The sequence below is a fragment of the Synechococcus sp. B60.1 genome (assembly GCF_047462555.1).
Lineage (GTDB): Bacteria > Cyanobacteriota > Cyanobacteriia > Thermostichales > Thermostichaceae > Thermostichus.
Genome location: NZ_JANSJN010000009.1, coordinates 28,624 through 43,953 on the forward strand (window position 1 = coordinate 28,624; position 15,330 = coordinate 43,953).

The window sequence follows — 15,330 nt, forward strand, 5'->3', positions numbered from 1 at the left end:
GGCTTGACGTAGGCCAGAACCGCCTCGTAGCTATCCAGCAACTGGGTGCGCTGTCGCCCCGCCGGCTGGTGACAGCCGACACAACTGGCCTCCAGCAGCGGTTTGATGTCCCGCTCGTAGGTAAACTGCGGCTCGGTGCGAAAGCGCAGTTGGATAGCCTGCTCCAGCGGCAGCCCCTCTTGGGGGGCAAGCGTAAGGGTGTAGTCGGTGCTGAAGCGCAAGGGATCTCGAGGCTTAAGCAACAACTCGTCTCCCTGCACGTCGAAAATAACCGCTGCCGGCGGCTCCAACTGAACCGCCAGCCGTTGTAGATTGGGATCCAGCGGCCGATCGAATTGCAGCCGAATGACTCCATCTATCAAAACATCCTGCTGTTCAGGGGCAGGTTGAGAAGAGACCCACTGTAAAGACGCATTCGACTGGGACCAAACCCACGGATGAGACCCGCTGATAAAGAACATTGCTGCCAACAACAACAGCCCCGCCCAAGTTTGCCAGCGGCGAGCCAGGTTCTGTGCAGTTGAAGTGTACATTGCCGCCGCCCTCATGAACTTTAACTTTTGTCAGAATAACGAAGCCCTCTGTGCTTTAGCCATCAATTGATACCTATTGATACAGACAGCTAGGGATCCTCAACGAATACGAGGATCCCTTGTCTGCCTAAAAGCAGTGTGACGATGGAGGGAAAGAAGCATCTCGCCCTTCCCTAACCATCGAGGGCTTTACCCAAGCTGAAACGCTGTTATCAGCAGAGAGAACCTCGACAAGGCAGGCGACAGGAAATCAGTCGATGCGCTCTAGCTTGATGTTGTGGTGGCCCAACTTGATCTCGAACTGATCCCCGGGCTTGAGGCCCATCTTCTTGGTGTAGGCAGCTCCGATGAGGAGGTTGCCATTCTTGTGAACCGAAACGCGGTAAGTCGGAGCCCGACCGCGGGAACCGTTCTCATCACTAGCATCGAGATCCACACCGACTGCCTTCAGCAAGGCGTTGTTGAACTGCATCAGATTCACTCGCTCCTGACCATTCTTGGTATAGGTGACGTAGCCACAGGCGCGAGCTTTTTCCTTGCGATCCGCATTTCCCATCGAAGTTACCTTGTCGAGGAGCTCTTGGCCAGTGAGTGGTTTTGGTTTACCGGTCGTAGTCATATCAAGATGGTTCAAGGACAACAGTTAGTGTAGCCAAAAACAAATAGCGATTGCAATAGAGTTGCCTTCAACTCTTTCTTATTAGAGGGGATAAGTTCGGCAACCGGAATGGGATCTGAAGAGGTGAGTGCGCAAAACAGCGGTAGTGAATTCCCTCTGCGGAACAGAACCTGTAGAGTCGAGGTCGGACTTTCGCAAAGAGGGGTTCTCCCCAGGCAAGCCATAGGCTCGTAAGTGCTGTTCTCAGCGGGCTTTGCAGCCCGAGCGCTAGCACCTTTGGGCGAGGGATTCCTGTTGGGTCACTGGTAGGAGGCAAAAGCAGGGAAACTGGAAACAAGGCTGTTTGAGTGTTCTCTGGTATGGATCCCTTCTGGTCGGGGCGGCGTCTGCTGGTTGGGGTGAGTGGGGGAATTGCTGCCTACAAAACGGCGGCTTTGGTATCTGCTCTGGCCCAGCAGGGGGCAGAGGTGAGGGTGGTTTTGACGAAAGCTGCAGAACAGTTTATCTCCCCGCTGACATTTGCCACCGTGTCTCGCCAGCCAGCTTTTACCGATGCCGAGTTTTGGCAAGCCACGCGGGGACGACCGCTGCACATCGAGCTGGGGGAATGGGCCGAAGCTTGTCTCATTGCCCCCTTATCGGCCAACACCTTGGGCAAGGTGGCTCAGGGGCTGGCGGACAATTTGCTCACCAATGTGGTTTTGGCTTGCCACTGTCCGGTGGCCCTGGCACCGGCCATGAATACTCACATGTGGAAGGCTGAAGCAGTGGCCGAGAATTGGCAGCGGCTGCAGCGGGATCCCCGCTTTTGGGCCTTGCCCACTGCCAGTGGCCGCCTGGCCTGTGATGCGGTGGGGGAAGGGCGTATGTTGGAGCCAGAGGCGCTGCAGGAGTATGTGCGGGCTCTGCTCTGGACAGGGGGAAAAAAAGACTGGCAGGGTAAGCGGCTATTGGTGACGGCAGGAGGCACCCGCGAGCCCATCGACGCGGTGCGCTTTATCGGCAACCCGGCCAGTGGGCGGATGGGGGTGGCGCTGGCAGTGGCAGCGGCCTGCCGGGGGGCCAACGTCACGCTGGTGCATGGGCCGCTGGGGATCTCCTTTGATCCAGCACCCTTCGCCATTCGGGCCGTGCCGGTGGAGACGGCAGCCCAACTGGAGAGAGTTTTGCAGGCGGAATTTCCCCAGGCCGATCTCTTGTGGATGGCTGCCGCTGTGGGGGATGTGCGCCCCGCCCAGGTTTACGCGGGGAAGCTGCCAAAAGGCGAACTGCCCCAGATGCTGCCCTTAGAACCCGTCCCTGACCTGGTGGCAGCTTTGGCCCGCCACAGACGTGCTGGCCAGCGCCTCATCGGCTTTGCCGCCCAAAGTGGGGATCCCCTCCCCCCGGCCAAGGAGAAGCTGCAGCAGAAAGGGCTGGATGCCATTGTGGCTAACCCCATCGACCAACCGGACAGTGGCTTTGGCAGCAGCCACAACCAAGGCTACTGGATCCCGCGGCAGGGCAGCCCGGAACTGCTCCCGTTGACCACCAAAGCGGCCCTGGCTCACCGGCTGCTGGATCTGGCCCTGCACCTGGGCTGACTTCCATACCGCGATAACGCTCCCGGCCAAAATCAGGTACCTTTGAGGCTAAGCGCAGAGGGATCCGATGGCGATCATCGTTTTGAAAGCCTGGTATTTGGATTCGGTATTGTCTGCCTCCCAAGTTCAACAGCGAGCCCCTGACTTGCGCCTAAGCCGTACTGGCCTGCTGAAAACGGCGATGCGAGCCGATTTCCTCGACGATGTGGAGCAGGTGAAGGCCTCTGTCTGGTGGCAACGCTACTTGGAAGGGGAGCTGGTGGAGTTTTACATCGAGGGCAGCGGTGCCTATAGCATCTCCAACCTCGATCTGATCAGCCGCGAGATCTACTTCAACAAGCGGGCCACCCTGAACATGACGGAGCCGGCCATCTACTTCTGCGGCCAAGCGGATTATCCCGACTCCAGCGCCACGCTGCACCAAGCGTTGCAGGCGGTGGTGGAGACCATTAACCGCCATCACCAGCCGGTTCTGCCGCTGCAACTGCAGGGATCCCCGCCCGCTGACAGCGAGACACCTCTAATCGACGCAGCGCTGATTCGCAAGCTCAAGCATGCGCTGCTGGTGGTGGCCGATGTCACCCCGGTGCAGGTGAATGGCCGAGGGCGCCCCTTGCCCAGTCCCCAGGTCTGTCTGGAGTTGGGCTATGCCCTGCAAGCGAAGCGCCCCGAGCAACTGCTGCTGGTGCAACTGCCCCGGGACGGCATCGAGGGATCCTTCCCCTTCGGGGTGGAGGGCAGCAGCTTTTTGAAAATCGGCGATCCGCAGCGCCTGCTGGATCAACTGGAAGCTGAGATCCTCCGCCTGCTGCAGCGCCATCGAGTCATCTCCCTCTAATGGCAGCACCTACCCAAGCCTCCCTGGCAGCAGCTAGACTGCTTTGGAGGGCCGCCTGCTCTGTCCATCGACCTAAAGGCGGCTCTTGTCTTGGGCAGAGCCTTCTTTCCCCACAGTCAGACGGCTGCAGCCGCCGCCACACTTCGGAAACTCTCTATCAGCCTCTACTTCCCTGGAACTATGACCCTGGCCGATGCAAATTCTCTGGGTTCTCCGGATCGCTCTGCAGCAGGTTGGCAGAGAGGTTTGAACGGCCTGATGTTCCTGCTGCTGGCGGGAGTTCCTCTATCTTGGGTGGGGCACTTCCGAGGCTGGGATCCCAATTGGGTCTTCCTCTGTGCCGCTTTGGCAGTGGTGGCCTTGGCCAAGTTTATCGGTCAGGCCACGGAGGAAATCGCTGCCTTGACCGGGCCGACCATCGGGGGGCTGATCAACGCCACCTTTGGCAACGCCACCGAGCTAATCATTGGCCTGGTGGCGCTGCGGGCAGGGCTGGTGGAGGTGGTGAAAGCCTCGATCACCGGCTCGATCATCAGCAACCTGCTGCTGGTGGCCGGGCTGGCCATGTTTTTGGGCGGCATCAAGTTTCGCGAGCAAAGCTTTCGGCCCGAGGTGGCCCGCATGAACGCCTCGGTGATGAACCTGGCGGTGGTGGCCCTGATCTTGCCCAGCGTGGTGACCTATGCCGACGCCAACTTGGGGGCGATCTCCATCCAAGAGCTCTCCACGGCGGTGGCCTTGGTGCTGATCGGGGTTTATGGCCTCACTTTGCTGTTCTCCCTCAAAACCCACAGCTACCTTTACACCATTCACGAGGCAGAAGCGGCAGAACATGAAGCCGCTGCCCGCCTTGCTCCCAATCCAGTTTTGCAGGCAGAAGGATCCATTCCCCAGGTGTTGACGGCCCCGCCCGAGCAGCCTGGGCTATGGCCTTGGGTGTTGGCCCTTTTGGGGCTGACGGTGTTGGTGGCTCTTGAGTCGGAGTTGCTGGTGGACACCTTGGAGGCTGCCCTAGAACGCTTGCACATGACACCGCTGTTTATGGGGGTGATCTTGTTGCCGATCATCGGCAATGCAGCCGAACATGCGACGGCAATCACGGTGGCCATGAAAGACAAGATGGATCTCTCCTTTTCAGTATCTCTGGGCTCGACGATGCAAATTGCCCTGTTCGTGGCGCCCCTGCTGGTGCTGGCCGGCGACCTGCTGGGCCAGCCGATGAACTTTAACTTCGGCACAGTGGAGCTGGTGGCGATCGCCGTCTCGGTGTTGCTGGTCAACTCCGTCAGCAGCGACGGCCGCTCCAACTGGCTGGAGGGGCTGTTGCTCTTGGCCACCTATGCCATTCTCGGCATTGCTTTCTTCTTCTTAGATTAATGGGAAGAACTTCAGCATCGGCTCATGCCGCACAATCTGCAAGCTTCAAGTAGATCGAGGCGGAGAACAGCGGGATCCCTGCTTTGGCCGCTCCTTTTCGGCACGTCCCTCGCCCTATCCCCGGCCATCGAGCCGGCATGGGGTCAGGAAACTTCTCAAAACAACGGCACCGCCTCCAACCGGCCTTTGCTCAACCCCTTACATGCTCTGGAAGAGCTGCGGCAGGCGCTCAGCCTGCCCACCGCCTCCATCCAAACGGAGGCCGTGACGCTGGATGGACGGCGGCTGTTTTTGGTCGCCGCACCGCAGGGGGATCCCGGCAGCGTGCCGCCGGTGTCGCAGCGGGCACGCTCCATCGAACAAACCCTGCGCCAGTTGGCCCAGTCGGGCTTCGACCCAGAAACGTTGCAGGTGGAGGTCGTCCTCGACAGCCAAACCAACCAGCCGGTGATCCGGGTGAATGGGCGACATTTGATGACCATCACCTCTCTGGACGCTCAGCTTCAGGGCAGCCAGCCGATGGATTGGGCTGAACAGGTGGCGGGCATTGTCGAGGAGGCCCTGCGCACCTGGCAGCGGGAACGGCAGCCTCAATTTTTGCGCCGCCAAGCCCTGCTAGCCCTCGCCATTCTGGCAGCAGCGGGGAGCCTGAGCCGGCTTTGTCAGCGAGAACGACGACGGCTGCAGCAAAAACGCGATGCCCTGCAGGCGGAGTACCAGGCCATCCAAGCAGAGGTGCAGGAGCGCCTCCAGGGGGAGCCGGGCGCGGATCCCGTCTTGGTTGAACAACAGGCAGGGCGCAAACGGCAGGCATCCTATTTGGAGCTGCAAATTCGTCTGCTGCGCCTGGTGCAGGTTGGCCTGTGGACGGGCGGCGTTGGGGTGAGTTTGGGCCTTTTCCCCCAAACACGCCCCTTGCAAACGTTTCTCCTGGTCTCGCTGCGCGGCCCTCTGCTGCGCTTGGCAGGGGTGGGCCTGGCGACTTATGGCAGTGTTTGGCTGAGCAGCCTGCTGCTGGACGGCCTCTTCGCCGCCTTGCGCCAAGAGCAGTGGCAAAATGCCCCCACCTATCGCCTCAGCAAACGCCTCAGCACCTTTGCCAGTGTCTCCAAAGGAGTGACAGCCACCGCGCTGGTTTTGCTGGGATCCCTGGTCGGCTTGGCCTCAGTGGGGGTGAATATCGGCCCTTTGGTGGCCAGCCTGGGCTTCATCGGGCTGGGGATTTCCCTGGCTGCCCAGGATTTGATCAAAGACGTGATCAACGGGCTGTTGATTTTGCTGGAAGACCAATTTGCCGAAGGAGATGTGATCGTGGTAGACGGGCGGAGCGGCCTGGTGGAACACATGGATCTGCGGCTAACCCAGTTGCGCAACACCGAAGGCAGCCTGATCTCCATTCCCAACAGCGCCATTCGGGTGGTGGAGAACCTCTCCAACGGCTGGTCGCGGGTGGATTTGGGGATCGTGATCGCCTACGAAAACGACCTGGAACAGGCGATCCGCATCACCGAGCAGGTGGCGCTCCAGATGTACCGGGAGCCGGCTTGGCGGGACAAAATCCTCGAGCCCCCCGAGATGCACGGCGTCGATGACCTGGGGGAGCGGGGGATCACCCTGCGCATCTGGATCAAAGTGCAGCCCCTACAGCAGTGGCGGGTGGCGCGGGAATATCGCCGTCGCCTCAAGCATGCCTTCGACCAAGCCGGGATCCGGATTCCGTTTCCGCAACAAACCCTCTGGTTCCACAGCCCCTTGGAGATGCGCATCCAGGGCCTCAGCCCAGAGGAGACCCACCGCCTGCTGCGCCTGATGGAGTCGCGGCTCGAGGCCCGTCCACGGGAAAGAGATCCTGACCCAGAAGACCTCACAGACCAGGTTCCTGCCGAGGGTCTTCATCGCCCTTAGCCGCCCAGCCGGCCTGCAGTGGCGACAGGGCCAAAGCTACTCGTCGCCGATGATTTCCGGCTCGGTCAGTTCATCCGACATCTCGATGATGGCGCGGCGAATGGGCTTCATCCAGCCCTCTTCCACATCGTTGGGATCATCGTAGCGGCGACGCTTGGCCCGATTGGCCACCTGCACCGTGATGCGATAGCGGTTTTTGGAAGCGTTAATTAACGCCTCTACCCGACGCATCAGCTCGTCGTTGTCGATGCCCAAGTGAGGGTTGCGCAAGGTCATTGTCGGAGTCCTGCCTTGTCGGTTTTGTTACCAAGTGACCTTTTATCCTAGCAAACCTCTCGGCAGCTCATAAGGGCATCAGCCTAGCCCAGGGTGAGGGATCCCCAATCAAAACCAACGTCCCACCGACTTGCGCACCGCAATCAAGCTGCTGCTGGTGCCCAGAAAAACCCCCATCCCCAGCAACAGCAGCAGCAGAAACCAAAACTCTCCCTGGCCGGGATCGGCCTGCACTACCTTGAGGAAGGGCAGCGCAATCAACCGATCCAGCGCCTCCTGCAGCAACTGTCGGGATCCCAGAACCAAGCCCCAAGCCCCTAGCGCGCTGACTACCCCGAACAGGCAGCCCTGCAAAATAAAGGGCAAGTAAATCCAGGTCGCCGTCGCCCCCACCAGTTGCATCACCTCAATCTCCCGGCGCCGCGCCATGACAACCAGGCGAATGGTGGTGGTGATCACAGCCACTGCTGTCAGGGCCAACACCCCGGTGATGCTCAGGGATCCCAGACGTAGCACCTCCTGGATTTGGGCCAGTTGCTCCACAATGCGGCTGCCGTAGTACACCTCGTCTACCCCTTCCAATTGGCGAATCTGTGCCGCCACCTCCCCCAGGGCTCCGGCAGAATCGGCTTTGACCCGCAGGGCATCCACCAAAGGGTTCTCCCCCAACTGAGTCTCCAGGGTCGCCTCATCCTGGATCCCCATCTCCAGCAAAAGGTCGCGCCAAGCTTGCTCTTTGGTGATGACCCTCACCTCCGCCACATGAGGCAGTTGGGCAACTTGGGGTTGCAAATCCACCCCCCGGCCTTCCGGCTCTAGATAGACGGAGATCTCCAGTTGCCCCCCCAGAGACTGGACTGTCGCATCCACCCCCCAAGACAGCTCAACGCCGATTCCCACCAGAAACAGCAACACCAACAGGGTGCTCACCGCCGCCCAGTTTAGCCAGCCTCCCCGCCGCAACCCCAAAAAAGTTTCCTGCAGGAGGTAGCGGATTTTGTTGAGAAATCGGGAGAGAGATTGCATGCTGTTTACCGCCCAACACTGCCAGTAAACCCAATCTTCAGGATTCCCACCCTATGCAGCGCCTCAGCGCAGATCATACAGGCGTCCTCCTTCCAGGCGCACCACCCGGTGACCCGCCCGCTCCACCAGATAGGGGTCGTGGCTGGTCATGAGGATCGTCACGCCAAAGGAATTGAGCCGCTCCAGGATCTGCAGAACCAAGAGCGAGTTTTCCCGATCCAGATTTCCCGTTGGCTCGTCCGCCAGCAACAAGACGGGCATGTTGACAATGGCGCGGGCCAAGCTGAGGCGCTGTTGCTCCCCTCCCGAAAGCTCGTGGGGGAAGTGATCCCGCTTCTCGGTCAGCCCCACCATCTTCAAAGTTGGCCCCAGGCGGCGGTGGATCTCTGCTGGGGAAAGTCCCTGGGCCCGCAGCACAAAGGCCACATTTTCCGCCAGGGTGCGATTGGCCAAGAGGCGATAGTCTTGAAAAACCACCCCCAAGCGCCGCCGCAACATTGCCAGAGGGCGGGGCGGGATGCAGTAGGGCCGCCGCCGACCTTCCGAAGAAAACAGACACACCTGATCCACTATCACCGTGCCCTCGGTGGCCTGTTCGGCCCCGTAGAGCAGCCGTAGCAGGGTGGACTTGCCTGCCCCCGACACTCCGGTTACGAACACAAACTCGCCGCGGCGCACCTCTAGGTTCACATCTCGGAAAACCCAGTTGCCGTTGGGAAAGACCTTGCTCACCCCCTGCAACGACACCATGCTCTCAGCGCTACCTGGGGCCGGCAGGGATCCGGGCTGGGGCTTGGGGTAGAGGCCCAAGGTGGTTTCTGGGTCGGTTGGGGCGGGGAGGGAGGGGTTGGGGGTTGTACCAGCCCAAGGGTGAAGGCGAGGAGCGTAGCCAGTGTGCTGACCAAGCATCATGGTAAAACGCTTAGACAGAAGAGAACGAGTGGAGCTGCCAGGCTAGGAGCGCGAGGGAGAAGAGGGATCCCACAGCACCCGCCAGGCAAACCTGGGCAAAGCCAACATGCGTCGCCAGCGCCAGGGTTCCTGATAGAGACGATACAACCATTCCAGGTGATGGTCACGCCACCAGCGGGGGGCCCGTCGTTTTTGCCCAGCCCAAATGTCGAAGCTGCCCCCCACCCCCATCCAGATGGCCTGGGGCAGAAGGGCCCGCCGCTGGCGGATCCACAGCTCCTGTCGCGGGGATCCCAGCCCCACCCACACCAGTTGGGGTTGAATTTTTTGGAGAGCTTGCAGCAGTTTTTCCTCTTCGGCGCCAGAGAAGTAGCCGTGATGGCCCCAAATGGACAGAGAGGGAAAGCGAGCTTGCCACTGCTGAACCGCTGCCCGGTTGACTTCCGGCCTTCCTCCCACCAAGGCCAAGCGCCACCTCCGTTCTGCTGCCCGCGAGATCAAAGCTTCAGCCAACTCGATCCCTGGCACCCGCTGGACACGGATCCCCTGCCGCCGCAAGGCCCACACCACCCCAATGCCGTCTGGGATCACCAGCTCAGCCTCCTGCAGCACTTGGGCAAAGGCCGGATCCTGCTGCGCCTGCATGATCATCTCCGGGTTGCAGGTGACCACCTGGGCACCCTGGCCCTGGCTGATGCGGGCTTCAATCCAGGCGGTATAGCTCTGCAGATGGGCTTCCGGCAGGGCTAGGTGCAGGTTGACGCCCAAAAGGGGGTAAGTTACCAATGACATTGCCACAGGCCTAGGGAGAGAACTTGCTTCCCCATCCAAATTGTGCCAACAAAAAAGAGCGCCATCCTTCGGGGTGAGACCAAAAACACCGGCCAGGGATCCCCATGCTCTCCGAACAGCCTTCCCCAAGCGTCTTGGCCCCCCGCGAGGGGCGCTGGCTCTGGCAGGGCCAGTCCATCCGCTACCAACAGGCGGGATCCGCTGGCCCAGCAGTGGTGCTTATCCACGGTTTTGGGGCCAGCAGTGACCACTGGCGGAAAAATTTGCCGGAGCTGGGGCGGCACTGCCGCGTGTACGCCCTGGATCTGCTGGGGTTTGGGGGATCCGCCAAGCCCTTGCCAGGATCCCCTTTCCCCTACACCTTTGAAACCTGGGGCGCCCAGGTGGCCGATTTTGGGCGGGAGGTGGTGGGGGAGCCAGCTTATCTAGTGGGCAACTCCATTGGTTGCATTGTGGCCTTGCAGGCGGCTGTTTTGCAGCCAGGCCAGGTCTTGGGGGTGGCGATGTTGGATCCCTCGCTGCGGCTGTTGCACGAGCGCAAGCGTCGCCAGATCTCTTGGCTGCGCCGCCGAACCACTCCCCTCATCCAGTCCTTGCTAGGGTGGCCCCCTTTTGGGCGGTTTTTCTTTGCCCAAATAGCCCAGCCCCGGGCCATTCGCAACATCCTCCTCCAAGCCTATGGGCGCAAGGAGGCGGTTACGGAAGACCTGGTGCAGCTTTTGCTGCGACCGGCCCTCGATCCGGGGGCGGCAGAGGTTTTCTTGGCCTTTGTGCGCTACTCCCAGGGGCCCTTGGCCGAAGATCTCCTGCCCCAGGTCACCTGCCCCGTCCTCATCCTCTGGGGAGAGGCGGATCCCTGGGAGCCCATCGCCCTAGGGCGGGCCTTGGCCGAGTTCCCCTGCGTGGTGGGGTTCATCCCCCTGCCGGGAGTTGGCCACTGCCCCCAAGACGAGGCCCCGGAGCTGGTCAACCCACTGCTGCTGGCTTGGATCCGGGATCCCACCCGAAAACCTGAGCTCAGGATCCCCTAGCAGCGCCTCTCCCAGAGGAGGGAAGTTGGAATTGGCCTAACTTTTCTCGCAAGGGGGGAGGTCTGGGTTCTCCCGCCTAAGAGCGACCGAGGTGCTCCAGTTGCTCCAGGTTGGGGCCGCTCAGCCGGAAGGCCTGGCCAAACCCCTGAATGAAGCTGCCGCCAGTGGGGGTGATCTGGCAGAAGTGGAAGTCCGCTAGGCCGAGGATCATCTCGGCTATCTCGTACTTGGCACGATAAAGAGCCTCGAACCCCTTGGCTTGAGCTTCCTCGCGGCTGAGGAACTGGGCTTTTCCGCTCACCATCACCCGCGGCAAAGCGTGGTTGCTGCGGGGATCCCCCGACGTGGGCGGCTCGTGGATGAGCAGGCTGGCTCGCGGATCCGCCCGCAAAGCCTGGGTGTGGGCAGAAAGGTCGCTGATGACAATGGCAAAGCGCAAGGGATCCCACTGCACCACAAAGGGCACCAACGACACTGCTGGGGAGCCCTGATCCAGCACTGCTAAGCTGGCCACCGGCTGGCCCTCCAGCAGCGCCTTCAACTTTTCCTGCACCGACATCGCTTTTTCTCCCATTGCCCCTGCTATTATCCCCAAGCCCCCCTCGCTTGAGAAGGGCTGGATCCCTGGGATAATATCCATTGCCCGTTTGAGCAGCCCGCACCACCGGGAGCAACATTTTTCGACCTTTTTCAACCCTATCGACGTCGATACATCCCAATGTATTGTGACTATCTTGTTCAGATCCTCACGGCTCGCGTTTACGACGTCGCCCAAGAAACCCCCCTGGAGCCGGCTTTTAACCTCTCCCGCCGCCTGAACAACCAGGTCTGGCTCAAGCGGGAAGATCTGCAGCCGGTTTTCTCCTTCAAGCTGCGGGGGGCCTACAACAAGATGGCCCACCTACCCTCGGAGCAACTGGCCCAAGGAGTCATCGCGGCTTCTGCCGGCAACCACGCCCAAGGGGTGGCCCTGGCAGCGCAGCGACTGGGCACCCACGCGGTCATTGTGATGCCCGTCACCACCCCCCAGGTGAAGATAGAGGCGGTGCGGGCGCGGGGGGCCCAGGTGGTCTTGCACGGCGACACCTTCGACGACGCCTACGCCTACGCGCGGCAACTGGAAGCTGAAAAGAGCTTGACCTTCATCCATCCCTTCGACGATCCCTTGGTGATTGCCGGCCAGGGCACCATCGGCATGGAGATCCTGCGCCAGTATCAACAGCCCATCCACGCCATCTTCGTCGCCGTTGGCGGGGGCGGCCTGATCTCGGGCATCGCCGCCTACGTCAAGCGCCTGCGCCCGGAGATCAAAATCATCGGGGTAGAACCACTGGACGCCGACGCCATGTACCGCTCCCTACGAGCTGGCCGAAGGGTGCGCCTCTCCCAGGTAGGCCTGTTTGCTGATGGGGTGGCGGTGCGAGAGGTGGGGGAAGAAACCTTCCGCCTCTGTCAGCAGTACGTGGACGAGATCCTCTTGGTGAGCACCGACGACACCTGTGCCGCCATCAAGGATGTCTTTGAAGATACCCGCTCTATTTTGGAGCCCGCCGGCGCCTTGGCCATTGCCGGCCTCAAAGCCTACGTCAGCCGCACCGGCATCCAGGGACAGACCCTGGTGGCGGTGGCCAGCGGGGCCAATATGAACTTCGACCGCTTGCGCTTTGTGGCCGAGCGAGCCGAGATCGGCGAACAGCGGGAGGCCATTTTCGCCGTCACCATCCCCGAAGAGCGGGGCAGCTTGCGCCGGTTCTGCGCCCACATCGGCCAGCGCAACCTCACCGAGTTCAACTACCGCATCGCCGATACCCAAGAAGCTCACATCTTTGTCGGCCTACAGGTGCGGGATCGGGCCGATGCCCAGGCAGCGGCCCTGGATCTGGAGCGGGCTGGCTTTAAGACCTTGGATCTCACCGACGACGAGCTGGCCAAGCTGCATCTACGCCACATGGTGGGGGGGCGCTCCCCCTTGGCTGAGAACGAGCTGCTCTACCGCTTCGAGTTCCCGGAGCGGCCCGGGGCCCTAATGCAGTTCTTGTCTTGCATGAGCCCCAACTGGAACATCAGCCTCTTTCACTACCGCAACAACGGCGCCGACTACGGTCGCGTCCTCATCGGCATGCAAGTGCCCAGCTGGGAAATGCCCGCCTGGCAGCGCTTTCTGGATACCCTGAACTATCGCTACTGGGACGAAAGCCGCAATCCGGCCTACAAGCTCTTCCTGGCCTAGTCAGTGTCGGCTTATTGCGGGGGTGAACAAAGTTGTAAACAAAACTTTACAATCTTATGTGGAGCGCGCTACGCTGGTAGAGAAAGAGCAAGGAGAATCCTATGAGCAAATATCGCTCCGTCGTAGTTGAAGAAGGTGGCCGTCTCAACAACTACGCCATTGAGCCGGAGATGTACGTGGACACTGTTCCGCGGGTGGGCTTCACCGACTATGCAGAGCGCTTGAACGGGCGTTTGGCGATGATCGGCTTTGTTGCCCTAATCCTGTTTGAAGCCTTATCCGGAACTACTCTCATCGGCTGGCTGCAGTCCTTGGGGCAGTAGGAGAGGGGAAGGCAAGCCGTGGCCTGGGGAATCCGGGGTAGCCAACCTGGGAGTACAGCCTTTTGCGTGAACAAGCCTTTCCTTGGCTGACTTTGCACACAGAGGGATAGCTTGGTAGCCCTGTACTCAGCGCTCCGCGCCGCTGACGCGAGTAGTGCGGGGCGGAAAAGCCCGCCAGCGACTTTAGTTGCTCATCAATAGTGTAGTTGTCACCGGGGCGTACTGTTCCCAGGCGCGCCCCTAAGACGGTGAAAAACCCGACCAGTGGCAAGCGTCCGGAAGATACTAACGTCTGAGCTAAGCTGCAAGGACTCCGTCGCGCTGACGCGAACAGAAAAGCCAGCAGAACCTTTGGGCTTTGCCTCAAGGAATTCTCTAGAGGCGTCTTGACAGCGCTTTTATGAGTTTGTTTTTGAACGGCGTAAGAATCCCCTGCCTTTAGGTGGTGGGAGTGTCAGCGCGCATTGAAAAGACAAGGGCGGCAAAGCCAAGCAAGTGGTACCGGGCCTGGTTTCTTGGGACGCTGTGAGCGATCCCAAGTCCGGCATTCTGGAGGCGACCCAACGGGAGATTGGCCGCTGTTTGGCCTGGGATCGCGGTGAGGAGCCGCCCACGGATCCCCAGGCCATCAGGGAGTCCACTGCTAAGTACGCGCCGCCAGTTTACGACCCCTTTGCTGGCGGGGGAGCGATCCCGCTGGAGGTGCAGCGGTTAGGGCTCAAGGCTTATGCCAGTGACTCAAACCCGGTGGCCGTTCTCATCAATAAGGCTCTGATTGAAATTCCACCGCGATTTTCAGGACAGGCTACCGGTTAGCGCCCTCACCCCCAACCTCCTCTTCCACAAGGCGAGGGGGAGTCAGAGAAATGGAAAGTTCCTCCAGCAATTTAGAAGAAGATGCAGGAGGTGGCTCGACAACTGCGGCGGGAATCTACACCTTCTGAGGGGATTTTGTGGGAAGCGCTGTGTAATCGCAAGTTGGAGGGGCGCAAATTTCGGCGGCAGCAACCGATCGGCACATTCGTGGTCAATTTTTCTGCAAGGAAGAGGCTTTGATTGTAGAGGTCGATGGCCAATCCACAGGCACCAAAAAGATTTGGATCGCCAACGAGAGGAACTGCTGGAAAGCCTAGGACTGCGCTTTGTGCGCCTGAGTAGCCACTTGGTAGAAACCAATCTCCCCGTAGCCCTGGATCGAATCCGCACTGCCTTCCTCCCCTCTCCCTCTGGGAGAGGGGTTGGGGGTGAGGGATCCAAAAGACTACAATAGCGCCAGCCCATCCTCAAATCCTCTGAACGGGATCCCTCAAGCTGTGATCTCCCTCAACTTACGGCCCAGCCTGGAGTTGACCGATGAAGTTTTTGAACAGCTTTGCCGGCAGAACCCTGAGCTGCGCTTGGAGCGCACCGCCCAAGGGGAGCTAGTCGCCATGGCCCCTGTTGGCAGCGATAGCAGTCGCCAAAACCTGAGCCTCAGCGCCCAACTCTGGCAATGGAACCGCCAAACCCAGCGTGGCGTGGCCTTCGACGCTTCTGCCGGCTTTGCCCTCCCCAACGGGGCCATTCGCTCTCCCGATGCCGCCTGGATTACCAAGGAGCGCTGGCAGCAGCTTACTCCAGAGCAGCGCCGCCGCTTTGCACCCCTTTGTCCAGATTTTGTCCTGGAATTGCGCTCCCCTTCCGACGACCTGGCCGCTTTGCAGGCCAAGCTGCAGGAGTACCTCGAAAACGGATCCCAACTGGGCTGGCTGATTGACCCGGAAAGCCAGCGAGTTTACGTCTATCGCCCCGCTCAGCCCGTCCAAGTCCTGGAGCGCCCAGCTTACCTCGAAGGGGATCCCGTCCTCCCTGGCTTTGTTGCCGATCTCAGCTTAGTTTGGGAATA

The 15,330-nt window shown here is 60.5% G+C and carries 17 protein-coding genes; 10 read left to right on the forward strand and 7 right to left on the reverse strand.

What is annotated here, in order from left to right; translation table 11 throughout:
* A partial coding sequence (locus NW863_RS01905) for an Ig-like domain-containing protein (RefSeq protein ID WP_414364074.1) occupies positions 1–362 on the reverse strand: 362 nt, incomplete at its 3' end.
* A gap of 421 nt (positions 363–783) precedes the next feature.
* Positions 784–1,152: an AbrB family transcriptional regulator gene (locus NW863_RS01910; RefSeq protein WP_011429082.1), complete on the reverse strand. Its 369-nt coding sequence runs from the start codon at positions 1,150–1,152 to the stop codon at positions 784–786.
* A gap of 359 nt (positions 1,153–1,511) precedes the next feature.
* Here NW863_RS01910 and coaBC point away from each other — a divergent pair, with 359 nt between their 5' ends.
* The 4 genes from coaBC (at position 1,512) to NW863_RS01930 (ending at position 6,855) form a co-directional block, all read left to right on the forward strand.
* Positions 1,512–2,735 (forward strand): bifunctional phosphopantothenoylcysteine decarboxylase/phosphopantothenate--cysteine ligase CoaBC, encoded by a 1,224-nt coding sequence (gene coaBC / locus NW863_RS01915; RefSeq protein WP_414364088.1) that lies wholly within the window; start codon positions 1,512–1,514, stop codon positions 2,733–2,735.
* Between the two features lie 67 nt (positions 2,736–2,802).
* Positions 2,803–3,573, forward strand: coding sequence for a hypothetical protein (locus NW863_RS01920; protein ID WP_414364075.1), 771 nt, complete (start codon positions 2,803–2,805; stop codon positions 3,571–3,573).
* Positions 3,574–3,831: 258 nt separating this feature from the next.
* Positions 3,832–4,950: a calcium/proton exchanger gene (cax, locus tag NW863_RS01925; protein ID WP_414364089.1), complete on the forward strand. Its 1,119-nt coding sequence runs from the start codon at positions 3,832–3,834 to the stop codon at positions 4,948–4,950.
* Between the two features lie 186 nt (positions 4,951–5,136).
* Positions 5,137–6,855 carry a mechanosensitive ion channel family protein gene (locus NW863_RS01930; RefSeq protein ID WP_414364076.1) on the forward strand — a complete coding sequence of 573 codons (1,719 nt, stop codon included), beginning with the start codon at positions 5,137–5,139 and terminating at the stop codon, positions 6,853–6,855.
* Positions 6,856–6,891: 36 nt separating this feature from the next.
* On the opposite strand, the gene NW863_RS01935 is transcribed toward NW863_RS01930, so the two are convergent.
* The 4 genes from NW863_RS01935 to NW863_RS01950 all read right to left on the reverse strand — a co-directional run bounded on the left by NW863_RS01935 (position 6,892) and on the right by NW863_RS01950 (position 9,861).
* A complete protein-coding gene (locus NW863_RS01935) occupies positions 6,892–7,131 on the reverse strand; it encodes a DNA-directed RNA polymerase subunit omega (RefSeq protein ID WP_011429075.1) in 240 nt (79 codons plus the stop codon).
* Between the two features lie 108 nt (positions 7,132–7,239).
* Entirely contained in the window at positions 7,240–8,157 is a 918-nt protein-coding gene (locus tag NW863_RS01940; protein ID WP_414364077.1) for a cell division protein FtsX, read from the reverse strand.
* Positions 8,158–8,220: 63 nt separating this feature from the next.
* Entirely contained in the window at positions 8,221–9,069 is an 849-nt protein-coding gene (locus NW863_RS01945; protein WP_414364078.1) for a cell division ATP-binding protein FtsE, read from the reverse strand.
* A 42-nt stretch (positions 9,070–9,111) separates the two neighbouring features.
* Positions 9,112–9,861: a WecB/TagA/CpsF family glycosyltransferase gene (locus NW863_RS01950; RefSeq protein ID WP_414364079.1), complete on the reverse strand. Its 750-nt coding sequence runs from the start codon at positions 9,859–9,861 to the stop codon at positions 9,112–9,114.
* A gap of 104 nt (positions 9,862–9,965) precedes the next feature.
* Here NW863_RS01950 and NW863_RS01955 point away from each other — a divergent pair, with 104 nt between their 5' ends.
* Positions 9,966–10,892 carry an alpha/beta fold hydrolase gene (locus NW863_RS01955; protein WP_414364080.1) on the forward strand — a complete coding sequence of 309 codons (927 nt, stop codon included), beginning with the start codon at positions 9,966–9,968 and terminating at the stop codon, positions 10,890–10,892.
* Between the two features lie 76 nt (positions 10,893–10,968).
* On the opposite strand, the gene NW863_RS01960 is transcribed toward NW863_RS01955, so the two are convergent.
* The gene (locus tag NW863_RS01960; RefSeq protein ID WP_414364081.1) at positions 10,969–11,532 is read right to left on the reverse strand and encodes a HugZ family protein; all 564 of its coding nucleotides are present in this window, start codon (positions 11,530–11,532) and stop codon (positions 10,969–10,971) included.
* Positions 11,533–11,610: 78 nt separating this feature from the next.
* On the opposite strand from NW863_RS01960, the gene ilvA reads away from it, so the two are divergent.
* From ilvA to NW863_RS01985, 5 genes are all read left to right on the forward strand, one after another.
* Positions 11,611–13,122 carry a threonine ammonia-lyase, biosynthetic gene (ilvA, locus tag NW863_RS01965; RefSeq protein ID WP_414364082.1) on the forward strand — a complete coding sequence of 504 codons (1,512 nt, stop codon included), beginning with the start codon at positions 11,611–11,613 and terminating at the stop codon, positions 13,120–13,122.
* A 101-nt stretch (positions 13,123–13,223) separates the two neighbouring features.
* Positions 13,224–13,445 carry a high light inducible protein gene (locus NW863_RS01970; RefSeq protein WP_414364083.1) on the forward strand — a complete coding sequence of 74 codons (222 nt, stop codon included), beginning with the start codon at positions 13,224–13,226 and terminating at the stop codon, positions 13,443–13,445.
* 525 nt (positions 13,446–13,970) lie between these two features.
* The gene (locus tag NW863_RS01975; RefSeq protein ID WP_414364084.1) at positions 13,971–14,261 is read left to right on the forward strand and encodes a DNA adenine methylase; all 291 of its coding nucleotides are present in this window, start codon (positions 13,971–13,973) and stop codon (positions 14,259–14,261) included.
* Positions 14,262–14,342: 81 nt separating this feature from the next.
* Positions 14,343–14,501: a DUF559 domain-containing protein gene (locus NW863_RS01980; protein WP_414364085.1), complete on the forward strand. Its 159-nt coding sequence runs from the start codon at positions 14,343–14,345 to the stop codon at positions 14,499–14,501.
* Positions 14,502–14,758: 257 nt separating this feature from the next.
* Positions 14,759–15,330 (forward strand): Uma2 family endonuclease (locus NW863_RS01985; RefSeq protein WP_414364086.1); only part of this gene is annotated, 572 nt, incomplete at its 3' end.